At 64.8% G+C, this 25,940-nt stretch carries 30 protein-coding genes; 14 read left to right on the forward strand and 16 right to left on the reverse strand.

What is annotated here, in order from left to right; translation table 11 throughout:
• Positions 1 to 127: 127 nt before the first annotated feature.
• Complete coding sequence (locus N2604_RS13430; RefSeq protein WP_260375101.1) at positions 128 to 349, forward strand: hypothetical protein; 222 nt, start codon at positions 128 to 130, stop codon at positions 347 to 349.
• Here the strand turns inward: N2604_RS13430 and N2604_RS13435 are convergent.
• Positions 346 to 1,833 (reverse strand): HWE histidine kinase domain-containing protein, encoded by a 1,488-nt coding sequence (locus N2604_RS13435; RefSeq protein ID WP_260375102.1) that lies wholly within the window; start codon positions 1,831 to 1,833, stop codon positions 346 to 348. The two genes, N2604_RS13430 and N2604_RS13435, sit on opposite strands and share 4 nt — an antisense overlap.
• Before the next feature lie 13 nt (positions 1,834 to 1,846).
• Positions 1,847 to 8,140, reverse strand: a complete 6,294-nt coding sequence (locus N2604_RS13440) for a HAMP domain-containing protein (RefSeq protein ID WP_260375103.1) — start codon at positions 8,138 to 8,140, stop codon at positions 1,847 to 1,849.
• 277 nt (positions 8,141 to 8,417) lie between these two features.
• Here N2604_RS13440 and N2604_RS13445 point away from each other — a divergent pair, with 277 nt between their 5' ends.
• Positions 8,418 to 8,708: a hypothetical protein gene (locus N2604_RS13445; protein WP_260375104.1), complete on the forward strand. Its 291-nt coding sequence runs from the start codon at positions 8,418 to 8,420 to the stop codon at positions 8,706 to 8,708.
• A 3-nt stretch (positions 8,709 to 8,711) separates the two neighbouring features.
• On the opposite strand, the gene N2604_RS13450 is transcribed toward N2604_RS13445, so the two are convergent.
• Positions 8,712 to 9,230: a DUF4142 domain-containing protein gene (locus N2604_RS13450; protein WP_260375105.1), complete on the reverse strand. Its 519-nt coding sequence runs from the start codon at positions 9,228 to 9,230 to the stop codon at positions 8,712 to 8,714.
• Positions 9,231 to 9,325: 95 nt separating this feature from the next.
• Between N2604_RS13450 and N2604_RS13455 the strand changes: the two genes are divergently transcribed.
• The 3 genes from N2604_RS13455 to N2604_RS13465 all read left to right on the forward strand — a co-directional run bounded on the left by N2604_RS13455 (position 9,326) and on the right by N2604_RS13465 (position 10,039).
• The gene (locus N2604_RS13455) at positions 9,326 to 9,520 is read left to right on the forward strand and encodes a hypothetical protein (protein WP_260375106.1); all 195 of its coding nucleotides are present in this window, start codon (positions 9,326 to 9,328) and stop codon (positions 9,518 to 9,520) included.
• 113 nt (positions 9,521 to 9,633) lie between these two features.
• Positions 9,634 to 9,762 carry a hypothetical protein gene (locus tag N2604_RS13460; RefSeq protein ID WP_260375107.1) on the forward strand — a complete coding sequence of 43 codons (129 nt, stop codon included), beginning with the start codon at positions 9,634 to 9,636 and terminating at the stop codon, positions 9,760 to 9,762.
• A 73-nt stretch (positions 9,763 to 9,835) separates the two neighbouring features.
• A complete protein-coding gene (locus N2604_RS13465) occupies positions 9,836 to 10,039 on the forward strand; it encodes a hypothetical protein (RefSeq protein ID WP_260375108.1) in 204 nt (67 codons plus the stop codon).
• Positions 10,040 to 10,184: 145 nt separating this feature from the next.
• On the opposite strand, the gene N2604_RS13470 is transcribed toward N2604_RS13465, so the two are convergent.
• On the reverse strand, positions 10,185 to 10,430 hold the full coding sequence (locus N2604_RS13470; protein WP_260375109.1) for a hypothetical protein: 246 nt from the start codon (positions 10,428 to 10,430) through the stop codon (positions 10,185 to 10,187).
• A gap of 168 nt (positions 10,431 to 10,598) precedes the next feature.
• Between N2604_RS13470 and N2604_RS13475 the strand changes: the two genes are divergently transcribed.
• On the forward strand, positions 10,599 to 10,766 hold the full coding sequence (locus N2604_RS13475) for a hypothetical protein (protein ID WP_260375110.1): 168 nt from the start codon (positions 10,599 to 10,601) through the stop codon (positions 10,764 to 10,766).
• Between the two features lie 97 nt (positions 10,767 to 10,863).
• Here the strand turns inward: N2604_RS13475 and N2604_RS13480 are convergent, their stop codons facing one another.
• The 6 genes from N2604_RS13480 to N2604_RS13505 form a co-directional block, all read right to left on the reverse strand.
• The gene (locus N2604_RS13480; protein WP_260375111.1) at positions 10,864 to 11,349 is read right to left on the reverse strand and encodes a hypothetical protein; all 486 of its coding nucleotides are present in this window, start codon (positions 11,347 to 11,349) and stop codon (positions 10,864 to 10,866) included.
• Positions 11,349 to 11,696: a DUF3147 family protein gene (locus N2604_RS13485; protein ID WP_260375112.1), complete on the reverse strand. Its 348-nt coding sequence runs from the start codon at positions 11,694 to 11,696 to the stop codon at positions 11,349 to 11,351. Before N2604_RS13485 ends, N2604_RS13480 begins: the two co-directional genes overlap by 1 nt.
• Entirely contained in the window at positions 11,693 to 12,280 is a 588-nt protein-coding gene (locus N2604_RS13490; protein ID WP_260375113.1) for a phosphatase PAP2 family protein, read from the reverse strand. Before N2604_RS13490 ends, N2604_RS13485 begins: the two co-directional genes overlap by 4 nt.
• Positions 12,281 to 12,440: 160 nt before the next feature.
• Positions 12,441 to 12,992: a DUF4142 domain-containing protein gene (locus tag N2604_RS13495; protein WP_260375114.1), complete on the reverse strand. Its 552-nt coding sequence runs from the start codon at positions 12,990 to 12,992 to the stop codon at positions 12,441 to 12,443.
• An 85-nt stretch (positions 12,993 to 13,077) separates the two neighbouring features.
• Complete coding sequence (locus N2604_RS13500) at positions 13,078 to 13,305, reverse strand: hypothetical protein (RefSeq protein ID WP_260375115.1); 228 nt, start codon at positions 13,303 to 13,305, stop codon at positions 13,078 to 13,080.
• Positions 13,306 to 13,313: 8 nt separating this feature from the next.
• Positions 13,314 to 15,101, reverse strand: coding sequence for a thiamine pyrophosphate-requiring protein (locus N2604_RS13505; protein ID WP_260375116.1), 1,788 nt, complete (start codon positions 15,099 to 15,101; stop codon positions 13,314 to 13,316).
• A gap of 145 nt (positions 15,102 to 15,246) precedes the next feature.
• On the opposite strand from N2604_RS13505, the gene N2604_RS13510 reads away from it, so the two are divergent.
• Positions 15,247 to 15,621, forward strand: a complete 375-nt coding sequence (locus N2604_RS13510) for a PRC-barrel domain-containing protein (RefSeq protein ID WP_260376221.1) — start codon at positions 15,247 to 15,249, stop codon at positions 15,619 to 15,621.
• A 61-nt stretch (positions 15,622 to 15,682) separates the two neighbouring features.
• Here the strand turns inward: N2604_RS13510 and N2604_RS13515 are convergent, their stop codons facing one another.
• Positions 15,683 to 16,147: a helix-turn-helix domain-containing protein gene (locus N2604_RS13515; protein WP_260375117.1), complete on the reverse strand. Its 465-nt coding sequence runs from the start codon at positions 16,145 to 16,147 to the stop codon at positions 15,683 to 15,685.
• 174 nt (positions 16,148 to 16,321) lie between these two features.
• On the opposite strand from N2604_RS13515, the gene N2604_RS13520 reads away from it, so the two are divergent.
• The 4 genes from N2604_RS13520 to N2604_RS13535 all read left to right on the forward strand — a co-directional run bounded on the left by N2604_RS13520 (position 16,322) and on the right by N2604_RS13535 (position 20,331).
• Entirely contained in the window at positions 16,322 to 17,059 is a 738-nt protein-coding gene (locus N2604_RS13520) for an SDR family oxidoreductase (RefSeq protein ID WP_260375118.1), read from the forward strand.
• A 62-nt stretch (positions 17,060 to 17,121) separates the two neighbouring features.
• Positions 17,122 to 18,123 carry a nitronate monooxygenase family protein gene (locus N2604_RS13525; RefSeq protein ID WP_260375119.1) on the forward strand — a complete coding sequence of 334 codons (1,002 nt, stop codon included), beginning with the start codon at positions 17,122 to 17,124 and terminating at the stop codon, positions 18,121 to 18,123.
• Between the two features lie 109 nt (positions 18,124 to 18,232).
• Positions 18,233 to 18,652 (forward strand): hypothetical protein, encoded by a 420-nt coding sequence (locus N2604_RS13530; protein WP_260375120.1) that lies wholly within the window; start codon positions 18,233 to 18,235, stop codon positions 18,650 to 18,652.
• Between the two features lie 113 nt (positions 18,653 to 18,765).
• Positions 18,766 to 20,331, forward strand: a complete 1,566-nt coding sequence (locus N2604_RS13535; protein ID WP_260375121.1) for an alkaline phosphatase — start codon at positions 18,766 to 18,768, stop codon at positions 20,329 to 20,331.
• A gap of 97 nt (positions 20,332 to 20,428) precedes the next feature.
• On the opposite strand, the gene N2604_RS13540 is transcribed toward N2604_RS13535, so the two are convergent.
• A complete protein-coding gene (locus N2604_RS13540) occupies positions 20,429 to 20,650 on the reverse strand; it encodes a hypothetical protein (protein WP_260375122.1) in 222 nt (73 codons plus the stop codon).
• A gap of 259 nt (positions 20,651 to 20,909) precedes the next feature.
• Between N2604_RS13540 and N2604_RS13545 the strand changes: the two genes are divergently transcribed.
• Positions 20,910 to 21,728: an aldo/keto reductase gene (locus tag N2604_RS13545; RefSeq protein ID WP_260375123.1), complete on the forward strand. Its 819-nt coding sequence runs from the start codon at positions 20,910 to 20,912 to the stop codon at positions 21,726 to 21,728.
• A 216-nt stretch (positions 21,729 to 21,944) separates the two neighbouring features.
• On the opposite strand, the gene N2604_RS13550 is transcribed toward N2604_RS13545, so the two are convergent.
• A complete protein-coding gene (locus N2604_RS13550) occupies positions 21,945 to 22,178 on the reverse strand; it encodes a hypothetical protein (protein WP_260375124.1) in 234 nt (77 codons plus the stop codon).
• 101 nt (positions 22,179 to 22,279) lie between these two features.
• Complete coding sequence (locus tag N2604_RS13555; protein ID WP_260375125.1) at positions 22,280 to 22,732, reverse strand: hypothetical protein; 453 nt, start codon at positions 22,730 to 22,732, stop codon at positions 22,280 to 22,282.
• A gap of 159 nt (positions 22,733 to 22,891) precedes the next feature.
• Here N2604_RS13555 and N2604_RS13560 point away from each other — a divergent pair, with 159 nt between their 5' ends.
• Together N2604_RS13560 and hpaD are read left to right on the forward strand one after the other, a co-directional pair.
• The gene (locus tag N2604_RS13560) at positions 22,892 to 23,164 is read left to right on the forward strand and encodes a helix-turn-helix domain-containing protein (protein WP_164936952.1); all 273 of its coding nucleotides are present in this window, start codon (positions 22,892 to 22,894) and stop codon (positions 23,162 to 23,164) included.
• Between the two features lie 18 nt (positions 23,165 to 23,182).
• Positions 23,183 to 24,037, forward strand: a complete 855-nt coding sequence (gene hpaD / locus N2604_RS13565) for a 3,4-dihydroxyphenylacetate 2,3-dioxygenase (RefSeq protein WP_260375126.1) — start codon at positions 23,183 to 23,185, stop codon at positions 24,035 to 24,037.
• A gap of 5 nt (positions 24,038 to 24,042) precedes the next feature.
• On the opposite strand, the gene N2604_RS13570 is transcribed toward hpaD, so the two are convergent.
• Both N2604_RS13570 and N2604_RS13575 read right to left on the reverse strand, forming a co-directional pair.
• Complete coding sequence (locus tag N2604_RS13570) at positions 24,043 to 25,275, reverse strand: PLP-dependent aminotransferase family protein (protein WP_260375127.1); 1,233 nt, start codon at positions 25,273 to 25,275, stop codon at positions 24,043 to 24,045.
• Between the two features lie 85 nt (positions 25,276 to 25,360).
• Complete coding sequence (locus tag N2604_RS13575; protein ID WP_260375128.1) at positions 25,361 to 25,888, reverse strand: DUF3124 domain-containing protein; 528 nt, start codon at positions 25,886 to 25,888, stop codon at positions 25,361 to 25,363.
• Positions 25,889 to 25,940 lie beyond the last annotated feature (52 nt).

Here is a 25,940-nt window from a genome sequence, read left to right on the forward strand (position 1 = left end):
CGCACGTGATTCCCTGGTTCCGTTCCGCTGAAGGAATTGTCGTCGCCCGCTTCATCCGGCGTTCATGCCGGGCTTGCCAAGATGAGCGCCAGCAAAACGGGAACATCGAGAAAACGGGAACATCGATATGGGTAAGGTCGTCTTTCTTTACCGCTCGCTGGCCTATCGCAACGCAGCCGCGGACATCCTGCGCAAGGCGCGCAAGCTCCCGCGTGGCGCGGAACGGAGCGCGGCTCGCCGCTACGCCAAGGCGCTGCGCGATCTCGCGCGAACGGAAGCCTGGCTCGAGGGGCGCGTCGCACGCGAACCGCGGACCGCTCAGCGCATGACGAGCGCAGCGTCCGGTTAGCCGGATGCGCGCTGCAATTCGGCAGCGCCCGCGGTGTCGAACTTGCCGGGTCCCGTCGTCGCGGTCTTTCGTGTCAACGGCACCTCCAGACGGCACAACAGGCCCTCGGCGCGCCAATCGAACCGCGCCTGTCCGCCAAGCTGGGACTCGATGCTCGCAAGCAGGCTTCGCGTGCCGAAGCCGCGCGATTTCGGGGTCTTGACCAGGGGACCGCCGGATTCCTCCCAGCTCAGCGTGAGCAGCTCGGCGTCGACCTGCCAGTCGATCGCGAGCCGCCCCGATCGGGTCGAGAGCGCGCCGTACTTTGCCGAGTTGGTGAAGAGCTCGTGCAGCGCGAGCGCCAGCGTCTGGGCCGTCGCCGGCAGCAACTGAACTTCGGGCCCTGCCAATTTGATCTGGTCGCCGAGCGAATACGGCGCAAGCTCCTCGTCGATCAACCTGGAGAGTTCGGCTCCCTGCCAGCTCGACAGCGACAGGATGGTGTGCACGCGCGCCAGCGCATTGATGCGCCCCTCGACGGCGTTGACATAGGCCTTGACCTCGTCGGCCCGGGTGAGGCGCACGATCGACTGCGCCAGCGCCAGCGCGTTCTTCGCGCGATGATCGACTTCCCGCGCCAGCAGGTTCTGCCGCTCCTCGGCCCGCTTGCGCTCGGTGATGTCGACGGTAACGCCACTGACGCGCACCACGCGCCCGCTCTCGTCCGTGGTCGCGGCCGCCGTGCCGACGCACCAGCGCACCTCGCCGTCGGGCCGCACGATGCGGAACTCCGTCTCATAGGCGCGCGTGCCCTTGTTGAATTCGGCGATCGCCTTGCGCAACTGATCGACGTCGTCGGGGTGCAACAGGGCCTGAACGTTGGCCGGAGTGACCTCGAAATCCTCGGGGCTGACGCCGAAGATGCGGTATTGCCCCTCGTCCCACATCCAATCGCCGCTGATCCAGTCCCAGTCCCAGGACCCCATCTTGCCGGCCGCGATCGCCATGCTGCGCCGCTGCTCGCTCTCGCGCAGCTTCGCGGTGGAACGCTCCAGTTCCGCGGTGCGTGCGCGGACGCGGTCCTCGAGCTCGTGGTTCAGCCGCTCGAGCTCGCGCGTCTTGCGGTAGAGCTCGGCAAACACCTTGATCTTGGCGCGAAGCACCTCCGGCACGACCGGCACCGGCACGTAGTCGACCGCGCCCATCTCATAGCCGCGCAGCCGGTCGATGTCGCTGACCTGGATGGCCGAGATGAAGATCATCGCGGTCTTCTGGAATCGGGGGTGCTCGCGGATCATCGCGGCGAGCTCGAAGCCGTCGAGCTCGGGCATGCAGACGTCGACCAGGATCACCGCGATCTCGGTCTTGAGCAGCACCTCCAGCGCCTCGCGGCCCGAGGAGGCGATCACGAGGTTTTCGCCGAGATCCTTCAGAATCACCTCATAGGCGAGCAGCTTGGCGGGCTGGTCGTCGACGAGGAGGATATTGACCTGGTCGTGGTCCATTCGCGGATCCCACTCAGCGGTGCAGCCACATGCGGATCGCAAGCAGCAATTGGTCGGTGTTGACGGGCTTGGCGAGGTAATCGGACGCGCCGGCTTCGAGGCACTTCTCCCGGTCGCCCTTCATCGCCTTGGCGGTCAACGCGATGATCGGAAGACGGGCGAAGTCCGGGTTCTCGCGGATCACGCCGATGGTCTGATAGCCATCCATCTGCGGCATCATGATGTCCATCAGCACGATCGCGATCTCCGGATTGGATTCGACCAGTGCCACCGCCTCGCTGCCGGTCGTCGCCGTCAGCACTTTCATGCCGCGTCGTTCCAGCACGCTCGACAGCGCGAAGATGTTGCGGGCGTCGTCGTCGACGAGCAGGGCAGTCTTGCCGATCAGGTCCTCGTCGGAACTGTTCAGCTTCTCCAGCATGCGCTGCTTCTCTGCCGGCAGCTCCGTGATCACGCGGTGCAGGAACAACGCGGTCTCGTCGAGCAGGCGCTCGGGCGATTCCACGCCCTTGACCACGATGCTGCGCGCCATGGTGTGAAGCTCGGCATCCTCCTCGGCGGAAAGCTCGCGGCCGGTGAATACCACGACGGGGATGTTCGACAGCGCCTCGTCGTTGCGGATCTGATCGAGCACCTCGAAGCCGGTCATGTCGGGCAGCCTGAGGTCGAGCACCACGCAATCGCAGGGCTGCTCGCGTAGCGTCGTGAGCGCGCCGGCCCCGGTATCCGTGGCCAGGATCTCGATATCGTCGTGGTGCAGCAGCTCGCGGATCGAGAGCTGCTCGGCCTCGTTGTCCTCGACGATCAAGAGCCGCTTGCGCCGCGGCCGCGCATATTCCTTGATCTGCGTCAGCGCGGCCGAGACGCCCTCGGTCGTCGTCGGCTTGCTGACGAAGGAGAAGGCGCCGCGCGCCAGCGCATGCTGGCGGTCCTCGTCGAGCGTGATGATCTGGACCGGGATATGGCGGGTGAGCGGATTGTGCTTGAGCTGGCTCAGCACGGTCCAGCCGAGCATGTCCGGCAGGAACACGTCGAGGGAGACCGCCGTCGGCTGGTATTGCTTGGCGAGCTCGAGGGCCTCGGCGCCGCGCGCGGCGACCAGGACCTTGAAGCCCTTGTCGCGGGCCAGATCGACCAGCACGCGGGCGTAATGCGGGTCGTCCTCGACGATCAGGAGGATGGTGTCGCCGGGCTCGAGGTTGAGGCGGTCGTCGGGCAGTTGCTCGATGACGCGCTGCTGGTCAGGCGCGGCCGGCTGCAGCGCAGGCGTCTGGCTGTATTGCTGTGACGCCGGCGCCCGCGGCGCGAGAGTCGGGCCTGAATATTTCAAGGGCAGATAGAGCGTGAAGGTCGAGCCCTTGCCAGGCGCGCTGCGCAGGTGGATCTCGCCGCCGAGCAGGCTGGCAAGCTCGCGGCTGATCGCAAGGCCGAGGCCGGTGCCGCCATATTTGCGGCTGGTGCCGGCGTCGGCCTGCTGGAACGCCTCGAAGATCAGCTTCTGCTTCTCCAGGGGAATGCCGATGCCGGTGTCGGACACTTCGAATGCGATCACGGCCGGCGCGGAGTTCAGCACCGGATGATCCGTCCCCCAGCCGCCGACTGCGCCGGTGACCTTCAGGCGCACCTCGCCCTCGGCGGTGAACTTGAAGGCGTTGGAAAGCAGATTCTTCAGAACCTGTTGCAGCCGCTTGGAGTCGGTCACGATGCTGCGCGGCAGGTTCGGATCGACGTCGATCTTGAACGACAGGTTGCGGTTATCCGCCTCGTGCCGGAACGGCCGGCCGACGGTCTCGAGCAGGTTCGCGGTCAGGATTTCCTCGGCGTCGACCGTCACGGTGCCGGACTCGATCTTGGAGAGATCGAGAATGTCGCTGATGAGGTTGAGCAGGTCGGTGCCGGCGCCGTGAATGGTGCGTGCGAATTCGACCTGCTTGGCCGAGAGGTTGCCATCGGGGTTGTCGCTGAGCTGCTGCCCGAGGATCAGGATCGAGTTCAGCGGCGTGCGCAGCTCGTGGCTCATATTGGCGAGGAATTCGGACTTGTACTTCGACGTCAGCGCGAGCTCGGTCGCCTTCTCCTCGAGCGCGCGGCGGGCCTGCTCGATCTCCTGGTTCTTGCGTTCCACCTCGACGTTGCGCTCGGCGAGCTGCTGCGCCTTCTGCTCGAGCTGGTCGTTGGTCTGCTGCAATTCGCGCTGCTGGGTCTGCAACTCGCCGGCGAGCTGCTGCGACTGCTTGAGCAGGCCTTCGGTCTGCATCGTGGCCTCGATCGAATTGAGCACGATGCCGATGGAATCGGTGAGCTGCTCCAGGAACGTCATCTGCGACGTCGTGAAGGAGATGAGCGAGGCGAGCTCGATCACGGCCTTGACCTGTCCCTCGAACAGCACCGGCAGCACGACGAGGTTTTTCGGCGCAACGCGGAACAGCGCCGAGTTGATCGGCACCACGTCCGACGGAATGTCGGAGACGACGCGCGGCCGCTTGTCGAAGGCGCATTGGCCGATCAGGCCTTCGCCGAATTGCAGCACCGGCTGATAGGGGTAGACGCCGTCGCTGGCGTAGGAGGCGAGCAGCAGGAGCTGCGGATCGTTCTCGTTCTCGACCTGGTAGATCACGCCGGTGTGGGCGTTCACCAGCGGCGACAATTCGGTGAGCAGCAGCCGGCCGACGGTGGTGAGGTCGCGCTGGCCCTGGAGCATGTTGGTGAACTTGGCAAGGTTGGTCTTGAGCCAGTCCTGCTCGGTGTTCAGCTCCGTCGTGAGACGGAGGTTGGTGATCATCGTGTTGATGTTGTCTTTCAGCTCCGCCACTTCGCCGCGGGCGTCGACCTGGATCGACCGTGTCAGGTCGCCCTTGGTCACCGCGGTTGCGACTTCCGCGATCGCGCGCACCTGCGAGGTCAGGTTGGCCGCGAGCAGGTTGACGTTGCCGGTGAGATCCTTCCAGGTGCCGGCAGCGCCGGGCACGTTGGCCTGACCGCCGAGCCGGCCTTCGACGCCGACCTCGCGCGCCACCGAGGTCACCTGATCGGCGAAGGTCGCGAGCGTCTCGGTCATGTTGTTGATGGTGTCGGCGAGCGCCGCGACCTCGCCCTTCGATTTCACCGTGAGGTTCTGCTTCAGATCGCCATTGGCGACCGCGGTCACCACCTTGACGATGCCGCGCACCTGCTCGGTCAGGTTCGCCGCCATGAAGTTGACGGTGTCGGTGAGATCCTTCCAGGTGCCGGCGACGCCGGGCACCTGGGCCTGGCCGCCGAGCTTGCCCTCGGTGCCGACCTCGCGCGCCACGCGCGTCACTTCGCCGGCGAAGGCGTTGAGCTGGTCCACCATGGTGTTGATGGTGTTCTTCAGCTCCAGGATTTCGCCCTTCACGTCCACGGTGATCTTGCGCGAGAGGTCACCGCGCGCGACGGCCGTGGTGACTTCGGCGATGTTGCGGACCTGGGTGGTCAGGTTCGCAGCCAAGAGGTTGACGTTGTCGGTGAGGTCCTTCCAGGTGCCGCCGACGCCGGGCACGACGGCCTGACCGCCGAGCCGGCCCTCGGTGCCGACCTCGCGCGCCACGCGCGTGACTTCGGCGGCGAAGGAGCGGAGCTGCTCGACCATGGTGTTCAGCGTGTCCTTCAGGAGAAGGATCTCGCCGCGTACGTCCACCGTGATCTTCTTCGACAGGTCGCCGCCGGCGATCGCGGTTGCGACCTCGGCGATGTTGCGGACCTGCGCCGTCAGGTTGGAGGCCATGAAGTTGACGTTGTCGGTGAGGTCCTTCCAGGTGCCGGCGACGCCGGGCACCTCGGCCTGGCCGCCGAGCTTGCCTTCGGTGCCGACCTCGCGCGCCACGCGCGTGACTTCGCCGGCAAAGCCGTTGAGCTGGTCCACCATGGTGTTGATGGTGTTCTTCAGCTCCAGGATTTCGCCCTTCACGTCCACGGTGATCTTGCGCGAGAGGTCACCGCGCGCGACCGCCGTGGTGACTTCGGCGATGTTGCGGACCTGGGCGGTCAGGTTGCCCGCCATCGAGTTGACGCTGTCGGTGAGATCCTTCCACGTGCCGGCGACGCCGGGCACGTTGGCCTGGCCGCCGAGGCGGCCTTCGGTGCCGACCTCGCGCGCCACGCGCGTCACCTCGCCCGCGAAGCGGTTGAGCTGGTCGACCATCGTGTTCAGCGTGTCCTTGAGCTGAAGGATCTCGCCGCGCACGTCCACGGTGATCTTGCGCGACAGGTCGCCGCCGGCGATCGCGGTCGCGACCTCGGCGATGTTGCGGACCTGGGCGGTGAGGTTGCCCGCCATCGAGTTCACCGAGTCGGTCAGGTCTTTCCACGTGCCGGCAACGCCGGGCACGTCGGCCTGGCCGCCGAGCTTGCCGTCGGTGCCGACCTCGCGGGCGACGCGCGTGACTTCGCCGGCGAAGGCGTTGAGCTGGTCGACCATGGTGTTGAGCGTCTCCTTCAGCTGAAGGATTTCGCCCGAGACGTTCACCGTGATCTTCTTGGACAAGTCGCCCTTCGCCACCGCGGTTGCGACCTCGGCGATGTTGCGAACCTGGCCGGTGAGGTTCGAGGCCATCGAGTTGACGCTGTCGGTGAGATCCTTCCACGTGCCGCCGACGCCGCGCACCACTGCCTGACCGCCGAGCTTGCCTTCGGTGCCGACCTCGCGCGCCACGCGCGTGACTTCGCCGGCGAAGGCGTTGAGCTGGTCCACCATCGTGTTGATGGTATCTTTCAGCTCCAGGATCTCGCCGCGCACGTCCACGGTGATCTTCTTCGAGAGGTCGCCGCCGGCGACTGCGGTGGTCACCTCGGCGATGTTGCGGACCTGCGCGGTCAGGTTCGAGGCCATCGAGTTGACGCTCTCGGTCAGGTCCTTCCACGTGCCGGCGACGCCGAGCACGTTGGCTTGGCCGCCGAGCCGGCCCTCGGTGCCGACCTCGCGGGCGACGCGCGTGACTTCGCCGGCGAAGGCGTTGAGCTGGTCGACCATGGTGTTGAGCGTCTCCTTCAGCTGAAGGATCTCGCCCGAGACGTTCACCGTGATCTTCTTCGACAAATCGCCGCTCGCGATGGCAGTCGCGACGTCGGCGATGTTGCGGACCTGCGCGGTCAGGTTCGAGGCCATGAAGTTGACGTTGTCGGTGAGGTCCTTCCAGGTGCCGGCCACGCCGGGCACCTGGGCCTGACCGCCGAGCTTGCCCTCGGTGCCGACCTCGCGCGCCACGCGCGTCACTTCCGAGGCGAACGAGTTTAGCTGGTCCACCATGGTGTTGATGGTGTCCTTCAGCTCCAGGATTTCGCCGCGCACGTCCACCGTGATCTTGCGCGAGAGGTCGCCGCGCGCCACGGCGGTGGTGACGTTGGCGATGTTGCGCACCTGTGCGGTGAGGTTGCCGCACATCGCGTTGACCGAGTCCGTCAAGTCCTTCCAGGTGCCGGCGACGCCCGGCACGATGGCCTGGCCGCCGAGCTTGCCGTCGGTGCCGACCTCGCGTGCCACGCGCGTCACTTCGGAGGCGAACGAGCGCAGCTGGTCCACCATCGTATTGATGGCTTCCTTGAGCTGGAGGATCTCGCCGCGGACGTCGACCGTGATCTTCTTGGAGAGATCACCGTTGGCGACCGCGATCGTCACCTCGGCGATGTTGCGAACCTGGTTGGTCAGGTTGTTCGCCATCGAGTTGACGCTCTCGGTGAGGTCCTTCCAGACGCCGGTCACCTCGGGCACCTGGGCCTGACCGCCGAGCTTGCCCTCGGTGCCGACCTCGCGCGCCACGCGCGTCACCTCGGAGGTGAAAACGCTGAGCTGCTTGATCATGGTGTTGACGATGGTCGCCGACTGCAAGAACTCGCCGCCGAGCGGACGGCCGTCGACGTCGAGCTTGACGGTCTGCAGCAGGTCGCCTTGTGCCACGGCGGCGACGGCGCGCGTCACCTCGCGCGTCGGCCACAACAGGTCGTCGATCAGCGTGTTGACCGAACCTTCCATGTCGGCCCAGGAGCCCGAGGCGAGGCCGAACTTCACGCGCTGGCGGGTCTTGCCTTCGCGCCCCACCACCTGGCCGACCAGCTCGAGCTGCTGCGCCATGCGCTGGTTGGCTGCGATGATTTCGTTAAGAGTGTCGGCAATTTTGCCGTCAATGCCGAGATAGTCGCCGCTCATGCGTACCGAGAAGTCACCGCTGCGCATCGCCTGCAAGGCGAGCAGCAGTTCCGCGCGGGAATCCGGCTCGGACGTACCGTTGATCTTTGGCTTTGGGACGCGACGACCGGAGCGTGATGCAGTTCCGGGATCGAGGTCGCTCATACTGATTCCCCCGCAGGCGTCGGCCGAATCCGCGGCAAGACGCATTGGTCGAAATAGAGCGTCAGCCAAATTCGAAATCAAGCGCCAAGGTACGGCGCCGGGAAATGGAACCCGCTTTGCTCAGCCCGACCAAGCTAACGACGATCCTCCGATTTGGTTCCACGCCACCCGGAAAGAAAAGCCTTTGGAGTCCGGTCACTCGTCCGTCGTCGGCGTCCATCCTTCGGAACGGAGCGCCGAGCCTGACGGTTAGCCAGCGCAGACAGGGAGAACGGATATGAAAGCAGCACTTGCCGCCATCGCTATTGTCGTGCTTGCCGCGGGAGCGGCTCTGGCGCAGGGCGGTGCGCCAAGCGGGCGCGGGTCCGTGACGGGCGACCCCGCCGCAAGCTCCGCCAACCCGCAGGCAGACACGACCACCGGAGCGGCCACGCGCTCGAATCCAAGCGGAAGCGGCACGTCGTCTTCCGGCGGCAAGGACGACAACGGCGATGCGGGTCGCGACAAGATGCCGGAGAGCGACCGCACCGTGCGGCCGCAAAGCCAGCAACATCCGAGCGACAAGTAGAGGTTATTTGTCCGCCATGGTGCGCTCGGCGTCCTTGACCTGCGCCCGCAGCAGCGGCAGCTGTTCGCGCGCGAACGCTGCAAGCGCCGCATTGTCGGGCGCCGCCAGATAGCGCTCGAGCAGGCCGATGATCGATTCATATTCGGGAATCTGCGCGGCGTAGAAGCTCCTGACGTAGGCCGGGCCGTCCGACATTTCGGGCTCGACGAGGCTCGCGCTTGGAGAGGTGGGTGCGGCCTTGCCGACGTGCAGTTCCGCGCCGATGGCCTCCTGGACCTCTTTCAGCCTCTTGTCGCGCTTGACCGCTTCCTCGACGCGCAGGGCGGCGAGATTCTTGACCTCCGCGTTGCCCTTGAGGTCGGTGTTCTCCAGAAGCCCCTGTTGAAACCGGCTGAAATTGTAGACGCCGCTGATCACCTCGATGGCGGAGGGCGGCCGTTCGCCGGGCTTTCGTTCGGCAACGCTGTCGGCAAGCACCGAGGTGCTGATCAATGCCAGCATGATTGCGGCGATAACTCGCATCGATCTTCAATGACCAACGGCGTTCGAAAGTTCCCCGACCATTACGATCCGGTAAGCGGGTTGCGACGCAAGAGTTCCGTCCCCACGTCCTTTGAATGAAACAGTCTGACATCTTCAGAGACAACGCCGACAATTGTCTTCAGCTTGCCGAGCGTGCCCACGGACAGCCCGCCCATAAGCGCTATTCGCGCATGGCCGACGCGTGGACCGCGCTCGCCAACGAGCAGGATTGGCTCGATGGCGAAATTTCGCCCGTTCCGGTCCATGCAGCTCCAAAGCGGAACGGGTGAACTCGCTCTCGCGAATCTGCATGTGAGACCGCTCACGGAAGGCACGCAACTGATTTGGGATCGTCCGGAAACGCCGATCGCGGCGATTTCCAGTTGCAGAAGGAGGTTTGGCGATGGCTCCACGTCTGGCTCTTCTTTCCCTCATTCTCGCCTTTGGTATCTCCGTTGCATTCGCGACGGTGACGACGGTGCGACAGGTGCATATCGAGAACGCATCTGCCGTTCACGCCGCGCGCAGCTGATTGCAGCAGCGGGGAACATTCGACGCCGCAATGCGTAAGCGCTCCGACACATCAGGAGAAGCGAGAGCGTATCATGGCCCATTCCGACCAAGGCATCGTCAAGGACAAGCGTGGGGAGGAGCAGCCGCGCGACAAGGAACGTGCGCAATCCGTGCACAAGACCGATCCGAAAGGCTCGCCCTCGCGTGAAGCGACGCGCGATCCCAAGCTGAACGACCACAGCAAGACGCCAGGTTCCGGCGCCATGCCGGACGGCTCGAGCGACGCCACAGGCTAGCTCTCACGAGGAACGAATTCGCGCGGGAAGAGTCGACGGATTGCTTCCGGTAGTCATGCCCCCGGTGCGCCGGAAGCAATCTCCAAGGACGGCCCTGGCACCCACCGTGCCGGGGTCGTTTGCGTGTGGAGGGAGCTTCCGGGCGTCAGCCGCCGCCGCTCTCCGGATCCCCCTGAGTATGTCCGTCAGGCCCGCGGCCGAACAGGCCGAAGTTGCTTGACTTCACGCCAGCAGCGGCATCGACGCCCAGAGCGGCCAGTCCGAACTTGAGGAGTTCGCGGACTGCTGCCGCGCGAGTCGGCATGCGGTGTTTGAACCGGAAATCGTCGATGGCGGCCAACTCTTCCGGCGAGAGCATGACCTGAAGGCGCTCGGCGCGAAGGTCGTTCATGGCGATCACGCAAATTGAGTAGGTTGAGTAGTTTACTCAACGAACCAACTTGGTGAGAGTTCCGCGAAAGCCGACAGAGCCTCCAAATGAGTAGGAAGTCCAATAAAATCAATAATTTATTGAAACGGGTGCTGCGGTGGGGCATTGTTCCCGGAAGGGAGAGAGGCTATGACGGACGAAGTCAGGTTACCTCGCAAGCTTTCCGAAGAACCGGCAGCGCCCGACCCGGTGCGGCCAAGCCAGCAGAAGATCATCGATGAGGTCGAGCGCTGGGCCAACAGCCCGGGCCTCCAGCCGCCGCAATCGCAGCCTTCGACGGAGGCGAAAGCGAGCTAGGGCATGATCCGGAAAAGTGTGCAGCGGTTTTCCGAAAGGATCATGCTCAAACAATAACCCAAAGCGCGATGACGATTCATCCTAATCGCATCGCGCTTTAGGGCTTCACGAAGCGAGAGCCTGCCGACGGCGAATGGCCTGATCGGCGCGATTTGTGCGAGACAATGCGAAGCTTGCGCCTGAGCCACCAGGCCGACACGGAAACGATGGCCCAGACCGTCAGCGCGGCGATGAAAGCGAATGCGGCGCTTGCCCCGACGATGACATGGAAGATGGCGGCGAACGCGGCGAGTCCTATGCTGCCGAGTGCGGCGCCTGCGGCATCGAGCGCCGCCGCCTTCTGTCCGCGCCGCCGCCCGCTCAGGCCGGCCTTCTCCTTGGCGTGACGCTCGTGGCTTTCGATCAGCGTCGCGCTGGCGCAGAAGATGGCCGGAAGAGCAAGAAAGAGCCCGCCGACGGCGACGCCGAACTTCGAGCCGATAACGCCCGCGAGCACGGTCGCACCGCCGCCGAGCACGAAGCGAACGGCGTACTCGTACCACCGCGTCTGTTCCAGCGCCGATGTCGATAGCTTCACCAGCATCAGGCCGCACCTCCCAAGCTGGCGAGCAGGCCGAAGGCGACCACGAGCCATGCGGCAAAGGCGAGGATCGTTGCTGGAAGCGCGCCGAGACGGAACCTCATCAGGAGGTGGCAGACCACGACGCTGTAGCAGGCGAGCGCGACGGCGCCATAGATCATCGTCCAGCTCTGGGCCGCAGCATATTGCGGGCCGTGCTGGACCACGGCGATGCCGAGAGTAGCCAGTGCCACCGACGGCGCTGCACCGAGCAGCCCGGCAAAGCTCTTTGGCCGCAGCATGTCACCGAAGATCGCGAAGACGGATACGATCAGGCCGCCGGCGACGAAGCGCACGAGATATTCGGTCATGGCTGTCCCTCCGAGCCCTCGCGCCGCCGCTGCCGTGACGTCGCCAGCGTGAAGGGCCTGAGCAATCGCTCGACGACGATGCCGAGTGTGAAGCCTGCCACGACGTCGCTGGCCCAGTGCGCGAGCAGCGCGACGCGCGTCAGGGACAGCACCACGGCAAGCGAGCGCGCCAGGCCGCGCCGGTCAGACGGCAACAGGCCTGCGGCCGAGGCAAGGGCACCCATATGCACAGCGTGACCCGAGGGAAATGCGTCGCGGGCCCGCCCCGAAAAGGGAACACCGCGCCAGTGGCCGCTCACCGTCAGCCGGTCGGGCCTCGTCTGATCGAACACGGATTTCAAGACGTGCGGCAACACGGCCGTCACCAGCGACACGATCAGGACGTGATCGGCAACGGGACGCTGCTGCGGATGCCTGAGGCGGGTGTAGAGCCATCCCGCTGCTGCGAGTGCGACCAGGACATGCTCGTCGGCGCCCCAGGTCATGGCCTGGGCGGCATGCTCGAGCCCCGAGTTGGTATTGTGCGCGATCTCGTTGGCGATCGCCGTATCGATCCGGGTGGGTTTGACTGTTACTAAGGCCATCGGTCCGTCGGCGACATTTCCTCCATGACAGTTTTGCAAAGCCTGGAAACAAGGAAGGTTCCTGGACGCGAGCGGCGGGCACCGCCCAGCGGCAGCGCGATGACGCTCTCATCGCGCGCCGGGAAGGACGCCGGGACGGCCGGCGTCCTGCGGCAATGCGTTACTTGGATTGGCCGACGCTCGGCGCCCTGCCGAGGTTCTTGGCCATGTCGAGGTGGTGCTTCAACGCCGGGAGCGTCTTGCCGGCCCAATCCTTGAGTGCGGCATTGTCGCCGCCCTTGGCGTAACGCTCGAACAGCGACACGGCATCTTCATGCGCGCTGACTTGATAGGAATTGTAGTCCGAGCTGAAATCCTTGCCGCTCGCATTCTTGAGCTTGTCGATCTTGCTCTGATGCGAGCTGTCGAGCGCGGTCGGCAGCGTGGCCTGCACCTTGCCATTGCCGACCAGTCCCTTGAGCTCGCTGCTCGTCTTGGTGTGATCGGTGATCATCTGCTGCGCGAAGGTTTTCTCCTCCGCGTTGCCCTTCTGCTGGGCGAGCTTGCCTGATTCGATCTCGAACATGTCGCTGACCGCGACCTGGGTCACGAAGTCGGCTGTCGCAGGCGCAACGCCGAGCGCCGAATTCACGCCGGTCTTTTCGCCGAGCGACTGGGCGAGGGCGGGGCCTGCGAGAACCATGCAGGCAAGAGCGATGATTGTGCGTTTCATGGTCAAATCCTTCCGAAAGGTCGCGCGGCCGCTTGCCGGCGACGTGCGCCGACCAACACGCCGCCGGGGCCGAGGTTCCTAACGGCTAATCCGCGGGATTTCGTCCGGTGCGCGGATTGATCGGATCTGTCGGCTTGCGTCGAAGCCGCTCGGGCAGGAACGGTTCGGCCGGCGCGGCGGTAGCGTCGGCCCGTACGTCAGCATGGCGCTGCGCCCGCTCGTGCGGCGTCCGGTTGTCGTTGATGTTGTACTTCACGTCGACGCCATCGACGGGGTCGTTGACGCCGTGCCGGATATCGCGGAAGTCGCTCATGGCTCACCTCATTGCTTTCCGGGCAGGATCGATTCCAGCACCTGCCGCGCTGCTCCCTTGATCATCCCGCTCTCATTCGGGTCGCCCTTCATCAGGGCGAGCGAAAAGTTCTTCGCCTGCTGCAAGGTGATGTGCGGAGGCAGCGGCGGCACCTCGGGATCGGTTTTCACTTCCAGCACGACGGGCATCTCGCTTCCCAGCGCCTGCTCCCAGGCCGAGCCGAGCAGCTGTGGGCTGTCGACGAAGATGCCGCGCAGGCCGATCAGCTCGGCGAAGCGCGAATAGGAGACATCGGGAATGCGCTGCGACGCCTCGAACTTGGGATCACCGTTGATGATGCGCTGCTCCCAGGTGACCTGATTGAGATCCTCGTTGTTGAAGACGCAGACGATGAAACGCGGGTCCTTCCAGTCGCGCCAATACTTCGCAGCGGTGATCAGCTCGGCCATGTTGTTCATCTGCATGGCACCGTCCCCGACGAGTGCAATCACGGGGCGGTCCGAATGGGCGTATTTGGCCGCGAGCGCGTAAGGCACCGCAGCGCCCATCGAGGCGAGGCCGCCGGAGAGCGAGGCCGTCATGCCGCGCCGCATCTTGAGGTCCCGCGCGAACCAATTGGCGCAGGAGCCCGAGTCACTGGTGATGATGGCGCGGTCGGGCAGGCGCGGAGACAATTCCCAGGCGACGAGCTGCGGATTGACCGGCGCGGCGGGTTGATGCGCGCGGTCATCCAACGTCTTCCACCATGTCGCGACGTCCTCCTGGATGCTTTGGCGCCAGGCGCCGTCGCTCTTGGGTTTCAGCCGCGGCAACAATGCCCGCAGCGTTTCGGCGGCGTCGCCGACGAGGCCGACCTCCATGGGAAAGCGGATCGACATCATGCCGGCGTCGATGTCGATCTGCACGCCGCGCGCGCTGTCTTCCTGCGGCAGGAATTCGGCGTAGGGAAAGGCCGAGCCCACCATCAGCAGCGTGTCGCATTCCATCATCATGTTGTAGCTGGGCTCGGTGCCGAGCAGGCCGATCGAGCCGGTGACCCATGGCAGGTCGTCGGGCAGCGCGGCCTTGCCGAGCAATGCCTTGGCGCAGCCCGCCGACAGCCGGTCGGCGACCGCGATGACTTCGTCGGTGGCGCGAAGCGCACCGGCGCCGACGAGCATCGCGACCTTCTTGCCGGCATTGAGGATATCAGCGGCGCGGTCGAGCTCGGCATCACGAGGGATGACTTTAGGCGGGCTGTAACCGACACCGGAGTGCAGCGTGCCGTGGACGCGGGGCGGGTCCTCGTAAGGCTCCTCCTGCAAGTCGTTGGGCAAGATGATGACGGTGGGAGTCCGCCGCGCCAGTGCGATCCGCACCGACCGGTCAATCAGATGCCGCACCTGCGCGGGCGAGGAGGCCTGCATGACATAGGCGCCGGCGACGTCCTTGAACATCGAGAGCAGGTCGAGTTCCTGCTGGTAGTGACCGCCGAGCGCGTTGCGCGACTGCTGGCCGACGATCGCCAGCACCGGCTGGTGATCGAGCAGCGCATCGTACAGCCCGGTGACGAGATGCGAGGCGCCGGGACCAGAGGTCGCAACGCAGACGCCGAGCTCGCCCGAGAACTTTGCGTAAGCGGTGGCCATGAATGCGGCCATCTCCTCGTGCCGCGCCTGCACGAAGCCGATCTTGCCGCCCGCCCGGTTCATCGCACCGAACACGCCGTTGATGCCGTCGCCGGGATAGCCAAAGATGTGGCGCACGCCCCATTGGTGCAGGCGCTGAATGATGAAGTCGGAGACGGTCTGGGACATTGCGGGCGGCTCTTTCTGTTGCGGCCTCGGTAGCCTCAGAGAACCGGTTCTTTGTGCTGATGTTCCCAGGCATTTGCGGAACACGCGCCGGAACGATCACTCACCCCTTTCGGTTGATTCACAAATGGCTGAGTGGAGAATGACGATGCTCAATCAGGCTGAACTGGACCGTAACGAGATGGGCCGGCTGATCGGAAGCGACAAGGTCGAGGGAACCGCGGTCTATGGTGCCGATCGCAACAAGATCGGTTCAATCGAACGGGTCATGATCGACAAGATCAGCGGCAAGGTCTCCTATGCGGTGCTTGGTTTCGGAGGCTTTCTCGGCCTCGGCAATGATCGCTATCCGTTGCCCTGGCAGTCGCTGAAGTACGACACCGAGCTCGGCGGTTACGTGACTGCGATCACCGCGAAGGATCTGGAAGGCGCGCCGAAATACGGTGAGAAGACGGACTGGAACTGGAGTGATGACGCCGCCGTCCGTGGCATCAACTCCTATTACGGCGTCCCCTTCGCTTGAGCTTCGCAATTTTATCGCGAGCTCCTCGCAAGGGCGGTGTCGAGAGGCGCGCCGCCCTCGCTCAACCCGCCGCTTCTCTCCGCCCCGGGCCTGCATGCACATGCACCTGCTTGGCATGCAGCACCTCGCCGCATTCCGAGCACACCATGACGGGGTCGAACAGCTTGCCGCAGCTCTTGTGCTCGTGCAGCAGCGGGCGGCCGCGCTCGTCGCCCATATGGGTGTCGCCCCAATGCACCATCGCCATGATGATCGGGTAGAGGTCGAGCCCCTTCTGGGTGAGGATGTATTCGTAGCGCTTCGGCGCCTCGGAATAGGGGACGCGGCGCAGGATGCCGAAGCGGACCAGCTTCTTCAGCCGCTCCGAGAGCAGGTGCCGCGTGATCTGGAGCGCGGACTGAAACGCCTCGAACCGCCGTACCCGCAAGAAGCACTCGCGCAGGATCAGCAGCGTCCAGCGGTCGCCGATCACGGCGACGGTGCGGGCGAGGGAGCAGGGCTCTTCCTCAAGGGTGTCCCATTTCATGATGCGGTTCCTGCAAGTAGTCAGTCTGAAAAAGGAACTAAGTTGATCGGTCAGAGATATTTTCGCAGAAGAGTAGCATTCAGCTGCTCAGTTTGACAGTTCTATTTTTGAACTATAGCCTCCGGCCCATGAAACGCCGCACGGTCGCAATGCGGCTCACCGGAGGAGGCGATCTTGTCCAAGCGAAACGCCACTGCGGCCGTCATCGGGGCCGGCGATTTCATCGGCGCCGAGATCGCCAAGAAGTTTGCCGCCGAAGGGTTCTCGATTTTCGCCGGTCGGCGCAATGGAGACAAGCTCGCGCCGTTGGTGCAGGATATCGAAGCCGCCGGTGGCGAGATCCATGCCCGCTCGCTCGACGCGCGGAAGGAAGATGAGGTCATCTCCTTCCTGAACGACGCAGATAAGCATGCACCGCTCGAAGTCTGCATCTTCAACGTCGGCGCCAACGTCAATTTCCCGATCCTCGACACCACCGAGCGCGTGTTTCGCAAGGTCTGGGAGATGGCCTGCTATTCCGGCTTCCTCGCCGGGCGCGAGGCGGCGCGGCTGATGCTGCCGCGCGGCGGCGGCAACATCTTCTTCACTGGTGCGACCGCAAGCTTGCGCGGCGGCAGCGGCTTTGCCGCCTTTGCCAGCGCCAAGTTCGGCCTGCGCGCGGTCGCGCAGGCGATGGCGCGCGAGCTCGGGCCGAAGAACATCCACGTCGCCCATCTCATCATCGATTCCGGCGTGGATACCGAATGGGTGCGCCAGCGCCGGCTCGAGGCGCTCGGCCCCAATGCGCTTGACAACCCCGACCTCCTGATGCCGCCGTCCTCGGTCGCGAACGCCTATTGGCAGCTTTACCAGCAGCCGAAGAGCGCCTGGACCTTCGAGATGGAGATCCGTCCGTTCGGAGAGAAATGGTGACCGCGGTGCGAAAGGCCGGCTAGACTGATCTCAACATCAAGCAAATTCCGGGAGGATTTTCAGTGAAGACCGCGATCACCGAACTGTTCGGCATCGAGCACCCGATCATCCAGGGCGGCATGCATTTCGTCGGCTTCGCCGAGCTGGCGGCTGCCGTCTCGAATGCCGGCGGGCTCGGCATCATCACCGGTCTCACGCAGAAGACGCCCGAGCTGCTGGCCAAGGAGATCGCGCGCTGCCGCGACATGACGGACAAGCCTTTCGGCGTCAATCTCACTTTCCTGCCAGCCTTCTCGGCGCCGCCTTATCCCGAATATATCGCGGCCATCGTCGAGGGCGGCATCAAGGCGGTGGAGACCGCAGGCCGCAGCCCGGAAGCCTACATGCCGGCGCTGAAGGCCGCCGGCATCAAGGTCATCCACAAATGCACCTCGGTGCGCCACTCGCTGAAGGCCGAGCGCATCGGCTGCGACGCCGTCAGCGTCGACGGCTTCGAGTGCGGCGGCCATCCCGGCGAGGACGACATTCCCAACATGATCCTGCTGCCGCGCGCGGCGGAGGAGTTGAAGATCCCGTTCGTCGCCTCCGGCGGCATGGCCGATGGGCGCAGCCTGGTCGCGGCGCTCTCGCTCGGCGCGGCGGGCATGAACATGGGCACGCGCTTCATCGCCACCAAGGAAGCGCCGGTGCACCAGAACGTCAAGAACGCGCTGGTCGCGGCCACCGAGCTCGACACCCGCCTGATCATGCGGGCCTTGCGCAATACCGAGCGCGTCCTGAAGAACGCCAATGTCGACCGCCTGCTCGAGATCGAGCGCGAGAAGGGCGCCAAGCTCACGATCGACGATATCCACGACCAGGTCGCGGGCGTCTATCCCAAGATCATGCTGGACGGCCAGATGGACGCCGGCGCCTGGAGCTGCGGCATGGTCGCAGGCCTGATCCACGACATCCCGTCCTGCAAGGAGCTGATCGATCGCATCATGATTGAAGCGGAAACCATCATCCGCGGCCGCCTGATGGGGTTGCTGGACGGGACAGGGGCGACGCGAAAGGTCGCCTGACACCGGCAAACTTCTTAACCACGGCGGCATTTGACCGCTGGAATTGCGCGCGGCGCCTACTAGATAGGGGTAAATTGCCCCTTTCATATATCGATTTCAGGAGGCGTCCGTGGTCCTGAAAAGCGTTCCCTTCGCAATTGCCTTTGCCCTCGTGGTCGCAGGGGCCGGTATTGCGCGCGCCGACGACTACAAGCCCGACGAATATCTCGGCCTCGATCTCTCCAAGGCCGTGCTGTCGCCGAAACGTCTTGGGCCGGAGACGCACTTTGCGCCGGTCGCGCTCGAAGCGCGTGGCGGCAACGAGGCGCAGGCGCGCGCTGAGCCAGTCGACGTGCCGAAGAAGGTTGCCGCCGAACGCGTTCGTGTGGCCGAGCCGAAGGCCGCGCATGCGGCGAGCAGCCAGCCGCGTGGCGCGGCCCGCGCCAAGCTTGCACACCGCCGCGGCAATCCGCTCGACGCGCAGGCGATGGACACCCGCATCCAGACCTGGCCTTGCCGCTCCGGCGGCATCTGCAACTGGAAGCGGTGATCATAGGGCGTCATCCCCGCGTCGCAAAACCGTAGGCGCGGAGTCAAGAAACCGTAAGCTGGGAGTCAAGGAGCGCAGGCACCTTCCGTCGCGATTCGACGAAGGTCTCCTGAATGGCAACGCTCCGCGCCTCGCGCGCATGGACCCGGCGGCAGTTCCTGGTCCGCTCCGCCTCCAGTCTCGCCATCGCCTCGCTCGCGAAGCCTCATTTGAGCCGCGCCGCCGATCGGCCGCAGATCGCCGGCGGCATCCAGTCCGGCGATGTCTCCGGCCGCTCCGCCGTGATCTGGGCGCGCGCCGACCGGCCCGCGCGGATGCAGGTGGAATGCTCCACCGTCGAGAGCTTCAAGACCGTCATCGCCTCGGCCTCCGGCGATGCGCTGCCCGAGGTCGATCTCACTTCGAAGCTTCTGCTGGCGGATCTGCCGCCCGGGCAGGACATCTTCTACCGCGTCCGCTTCGACGACATCGCCACCGGTCTCCTCAGTGAAAGCCGCGTCGGCCACTTCCGCACCGCGCCGGCAGCGCGCCAGTCGATCTCGTTCCTATGGTCCGGCGACACCGCGGGGCAGGGCTGGGGCATCGACGTCTCCCGCGGAGGCTATCGCAGCTATCGCACCATGCTCGACAACAATCCGGATTTCTTCATCCACTCCGGCGATCACATCTACGCCGATTGCACGATCCCTTCCGAACAGAAGCTGCCGAACGGCGAGACCTGGCGCAACATCGTCACCGAAGAGAAATCCGAGGTTGCGCACACCCTGGCGCAGTTCCGCGGCAACTACAAATACAACCATCTCGACGAACATTTCCGCGCCTTCCATGCGCAGGTGCCGATGTTTGCGCAATGGGACGATCACGAGGTGACCAACGATTGGTCGCCGATCGGGACCTATGACGAGGCCGGTTACGAGGACGACGGCACCCCGCGCCTGGTCGCGCGGGCCCGCCGGGCCTTCTTCGACTTCATGCCGATCCGCGACATCGGCGCGCGACACGGCCGCATCTATCGCAAGATCGCCTACGGCCCGCTGCTGGACGTCTTCATGATCGACATGCGCAGCTACCGTGACGAGAGCTGGAACAAGGGCGATGATCACCGCGGCTGGATCCTGGGCGCCGAGCAGCTCGCCTGGCTGAAGCGCGAGCTCGCCGCCTCGCGCGCGACCTGGAAGGTGATCGCGGCCGATTTGCCGATCGGCCTGATCAGCCTGGATGCCGTCGCGCTCGGCGATGGGCCGCCCGACCGGCGCGAGCACGAGATCGCCGATCTGCTCGCCTCGATCAAGCGTACCGGCATCCGAAACATCGTCTGGCTCACGGCCGATATGCACTACACGGCCGCGCACTATTATGATCCGAACAAGGCGCAATTCCAGGATTTCGAGCCGTTCTGGGAGTTCGTCTCCGGCCCGCTGCATGCCGGCAGCTGGGGCCCGGGCGAGCTCGACGACACCTTCGGGCCGGTCGTGATGTACCAGAACGGCTGCAGCGCAGCGCAGGGCGACAATCTCGCTCCCTGCTTCGGCCTGCAATTCTTCGGCAAGGTCGATATCGATGGCCTGACCGGCGTGATGACCGTGACCCTGAAGGACGTCGACAACCGCGACCTCTGGTCGGTCGACATCGAGCCGCGGCCGCAGGAGCGCCCGGCGGTGGTGGCGCAGCACTCCTAGAGCATGATCCGGAAAAGTGTGTAGCGGTTTTCCGAAAAGATCATGCTCAAACAATAATCTAAAGCGCGATGACGATTCATCCTAATCGCATCGCGCTTTAGGGCATGCGCAGGCCGATGCCTCCGCGCACGGGCTGGGTCGCGGGCCGCGCGGCTTCCGCACGAGCGTTCATCCACGAGGGCACTTTCGGCACGGTTCGTTGCCGGACAAAGAATTCGCCCTGCTTGGGGGAGCCCATATAGGCAAAACCGTCGGCATGAGCCGAAGCGGCACTGCCAAGAGCTGCCGCCACGATCGCCATCGTCAAGAGTGTCTTCATAATATTTCCTCCATCTCGCATGCGGCGCGAATGACCGCGATGGCGGAGATGCTGGCAGATGAGCGAGATGATCTGAAATGCCGTTTGGCTGTTGTGGCGATGCCTGCAAGGCATCTTGCTAAACTGATCTTGATTTGGTCCAGTTCCGGCGGGGAGCTACAATGTGCATTCCCGCCACTTCTTTTCCATCACCGAAAAGTCTGCTCACGCGGCACCGCCGCGCGCATCCGGTGGGCTGAATATCTCGGGAGCCTGTTTCATGGACAATCTGAAGACCCAGGGCATCAGCATGCCCAAGCTCGGCCTCGGCACCTTCCGCATGCAGGGCGATGCCTGCCGTGCGGCGGTCGAGAGCGCGCTTTCCATCGGCTATCGCCACATCGACACGGCCGAGATGTACGCCAACGAGGAGGCGATCGGCGCGGCCATCGCCGCGTCCGGCGTCCCGCGCGGCGAGCTGCACGTCACGACGAAAGTCTGGCACGAGAACCTCGGCCCCGATGCGATACGCCGCGCTTTCGACGCCAGCCTCAAGAAGCTCCGGCTCGACCATGTCGACCTCTATCTCGTGCACTGGCCGTCGAAGGCCGCGAACTGGGGCGTGGTGTTCGAGACCCTGATGGAGCTCAAGGAGGAGGGGCGCACGCGCGCCATCGGCGTTGCCAATTTCACCACCGCGCTGCTCAAGGTCGCGGTCGAGGAGATCAAGGCGCCGATCGCCTGCAACCAGGTCGAATATCACGCCATGCTCGATCAATCGAATGTCCTGGCCTATCTCCAGGCGAGGTCGATCCCGCTGGTTGCCTATTGTCCGCTGGCGCAGGGGCGTTTCGCAACCGATCCGGTGCTGGCCGACATCGGCGCCAGGCACAACGCCACCGTCGCGCAGGTCGCGTTGAAATGGCTGCTCGACCAGGACGGCGTCGCCGCAATCCCGAAGGCCTCGCGTCGCGAGAGCCAGCAGGCCAATCTCGACGCGCTGAAGATCACGCTCGACGACGCCGACCGCAAAAAAATCGCCGCGCTGGCGAAGGACAGACGCTGCGTCAATCCAGGCTTCGCGCCGGCGTGGGACTAGGCGCTCTTCACCCTCTCCCCTTGTGGGAGAGGGTGGCTCGCCGCGAAGCGGCGAGACGGGTGAGGGGTCTCTCTCCGCGCATGAGTCTTCCACTTTCGGACTCGCTGACGCAACCCCTCATCCGGCGCTTCGCGCCACCTTCTCCCACAAGGGGAGAAGGAAAAGAACACAATAGAAATGGCCCCGTGAGGGGCCATTTCCATGTCGCGTTGCGCGTCAGTCCCAGTGATGATGGCGATGGCTGCGCTTGATCACGACGACCCTGTCGCCGCGATGGTGCCAGCCGCGATGCCAGCCGTGGTCATGGTGCATGCGGTATTCGGCGCGGGCGCCGTACGGGCCGTGATGATGATGGCCGCGCTTGATCACCACCGTCTCTGCGCTGGCCAGCGTCGGCGCCGCCATCACGAGCGCACCGAGAGCCGCAACCACATAACCAAGCTTCTTCATGCTGTCCTCCTCCAACGAATGCACATCTAAACCGCAGATTTGCGCGAACGTTCCGGAGGAACGGCAAGAGAATTCTGAACGAATGTTCAGGCGAAGGCGTGCTAATCGCAGCGTTGCCGCGCGGGCGTCGGTGCACCGGTTGCGACGTACTTGCCGTCCCTGATCGTGTACTCGCCGCGCTCGCTGCGATTGTAGATCGCGCGCAGGCTGCCGTCCTTCTGCAACAGCAACCCGAATTCACGCGCCTGACGCAGCGAGGGGAAGTACACCATCACATTGAGCAGGCCCTCGGCATTGACGGTGGCGGACACCACCTCGTTCTCGTCCCTGGCCTCGCCGAAATTGCGCCGGTACATCACCCGGCCGTCTTTCCGGATTTCGTAAGTCAAGAGCGCACCCTGGTCGCGGTCGGGCCGGGTCGCGCAATCGACCGCCCAAGAGCCGAGCAGGCCCCATTGCTCCACGGTCACGGCCAGCGTCTCGGCACCGGCCGTGGAGGTGAACGCGACCCACAGCACCGCAGCCGCGATCCAGCGGCACGAACAACGCATCATGTCCTGAGAAACCCCGCCTCGACGAATTCCGAAGTCTAGCATCCCGCGCGCGGACCCGCCACGGCAGCCGCCGATCGCTCGCGAATTTGATCCGCGTCAATGAGGCAGGACGTTTCGAAGGTAAGATGGCGTTTCCCGAAGGCGAACGTGGGTAGAGCAATGCTGAATCAAGTCATGGATTTTGCGGGCGAGGTGCTGCCGGGGAGCTGTGCCGTACCGCCTTATTCCGAGGCCGCGTTTCTGACCGAGCTGGGCGATCGCTTGCGATCCTCCCGCATGCGCTGCGACTTGTCGCGACGGGAGCTCGCCCGCCGTTCCGGGATTTCCGAGCGCTATATCGCGCAGATCGAGGCCGGCAAGGGCAACGTCTCCATCGTCCTGTTGCTGCGGCTGGCTTCCGCGATCCACGGCAGTCAGCCACAGGCGGCCTGACGCTTCGAGGTGACCGCCATGGGGCAGCTCGTACTCGCGGCCAAGGTCACCCATGTTCCATCGTTGATGCTGTCGGAGATGCCCGGCAGCCCGCTGCGGGCCGCCCGTGAGCCGGCGGTCAGCTCCTTGCGCGAGCTCGGCCGGCGGGCGAAGGAGCGCGGCGCCACCTGCTTCGTGGTGTTCGACACCCACTGGCTCTCCAATTTCGGCTACCACATCAACGCCAATGCGCGGCATCGCGGTTCGTTCACCAGCCACGAGGCGCCGCAGATGATCCAGGATCTGCGCTACGATCTCCCGGGCGATACGAATCTGGCCGACGCCATCGCTGCCAGGGCCGGAGACGCGGGCCTCAACGTCATCGCCCATCGGGTGGCCAGCCTCGGGCTCGAATACGGCACCATCGTCCCGATGCACTACATGAACCCGGACGGCTTTGCGAAGGTGGTCTCGATCGCCTCGCCGCTGTTCACCTCGTTCGAGGAGAGCCGGATCCTCGGTGAAGCCACCCGCCGGGCGATCGACGAATCCGGTGAACGGGTCGCGGTCCTCGCCAGCGGTTCGCTTTCGCATCGGCTCTGGCCCAACAAGAAGCTGGGCCCCGAGGCGTGGACATCGGTTGCCAGCGAGTTCAACCGCCAGGTCGATCTGCGCGTGCTCGAGCTGTGGCAGAGCCGCCGCTACCGCGAATTCCTCGACATGCTTCCGGACTATGCCACCAAGTGCAACGGCGAAGGTGGCATGGCGGACACCATCATGCTGTTTGCAGCCCTCGGCTGGTACGACTATCGCGGCACGGCCGAGCAGCTTTGCGACTATTTCCCATCCTCGGGCAGCGGCCAGGTCAACGTGGAATTCCACGTCGACGGGTGAGGACCTCAGGCTCGCTTCTCCACATTGGCGCTGCGGGCGGGCACGCCGAACTCCTTGCGGCACACTTCGGCCAGCACGGCGACGCCGTCGCGAATCTGCTGGTGCGTGGGGCTGGCAAAGCACAGCCGCAGCCGCGAGGCGGAGTGGCCCTTGTTGGTCGACCATTCCGGCCCCGGATTGATCGAGACGCCGGCAGCGAGCGCGGCCTGATACAGCTTCAGCGTATCGACCTGGTCGGGCAGCTTCACCCAGAGGAAGATGCCGCCCTTGGGCTCCTCGAATTCGGCGGCCGTGCCGAACTGCTCGTTCAGGGCTTCCATCAGCGTGTCGAGCTTGCTGCGCAGTGCCTTGGTCAGGGCCGGCACGTGGGTTGAAAAATGCGGCTTGCAATAGGTGGCGAGCACCATCTGCTCCAGTGCACCGGAGCCCGCATCCGTCTTCAGCGCCAGCATCCGCGACATCACCTCCCAGGGCGCCACGACGAAGCCGACGCGCAGCGCCGGCGCGATCGATTTCGAGAACGAGCCGATATGAATCACGTCGTCGTTCGGGCTCATCGCGTAGAGCGCGGGCGGCCGCTGCCCCGACCAGATGAGGTCGGCATAGCAATCGTCCTCGAAGATGGGCACGCCATATTCGGTCGCGAGCCGCACCAGCTCGGTGCGGCGGCTCTCGGGCATGATGCTGCCGGTCGGATTCTGCACCGTCGGAATGGTGTAGATGTATTTCGGCCGGATGCCGCGGCGCTTCAGGTCGGCCAGCGTGGAGGCCAGCAGGTCCATGCGCATGCCATCCTTGTCGAGGGGAATGCCGACGACGTTGACGCCGAGCCGCGCCAGGCGTGTCAGCGAGCCCTGATAGCTCTCCTGCTCGAAAATCACGGTGTCGCCGCGCGTCAGCAGGGTGGCGTTGACGAGGTCGAGCGCCTGCAGCGAGCCGGAGACGATCAGGAGGTCGTCGACCGTGCAGCTGATGCCGGCATCGCGCTTGAGTTTCGTCACCAGGAATTCGCGCAAGGGGAGGTAGCCCTGCGGCCCATGCGCCAGCCCGTAAGTGGCGAGCGAGCGGCCCTCGCGCCGCAGCACCGTGTTGGTCGCTTCGATCAGCTCGTCGAGCGGCACCTGTTCGGAATCGTTGTTGCCGCCGACGAAGCTGTATTTGGCAAGGCCCGTCCAGCGCGCAGACGGGGCCGGCAGCCCTGCTGGAAACAGGGGCGCGAAATCGAAGCTGGGCGTCATGGGAGCGTTCCTCGTTTTGTTCTTGTTGAGCGTCGGCTTTGCACCGGCCGCCTTACTTCTTGCCGGCCGTCCTGGTCGGACGGCCTTAGTTCTTTTTGGCCGTCCTTGTCGGACGGCCTTGGCTGATGAAAGCGTAATGCGCGTTGGCGATGCCGCCAACCATCAAGGCTTCGACAACCGGCTCGGCGATCTCGCCCGTGGCGGCCCAGTCGACCAGAAAATTGGCGCCGGTCCCGCCGCGCACGTCGTCGGTCGGAATGAAGATCGAGACGGTGGCGAGCGGCCTCAACGCCACCGGCGTCTTCAGGTAGCTCTCGACCTGCTTGCCTGCGGTGTCGAAATAGGCGATGCGTTTGATGACCAGCGGCTGGGTCTCGGAGGCGTTGTGAATGCTGAGCGTCACCGAGAAGTCGACACGCAGCTTGCCCTGGCTCATCGCGACGCTGGAATAGGCGGGCACGTAGAAACCGCCGGAGACGGCGAGGTCTTCCTTCGGCAGCGGGGTGAGCGATTCGGCAAAGTTTTGTTCGATATTGACCTTGGATTGCGCGGCGGCGGGCACGGCAAAGGCGAGGGGACCTAGCAGCATGACTGCGATGAGCCCATTCCGCATGTGACGAATTGCTCGCTTGCCGCACCGCAACCCGTCTTTAGGGTGCGGCAAA

Source organism: Bradyrhizobium sp. CB1015, from assembly GCF_025200925.1.
Taxonomy (GTDB): domain Bacteria; phylum Pseudomonadota; class Alphaproteobacteria; order Rhizobiales; family Xanthobacteraceae; genus Bradyrhizobium.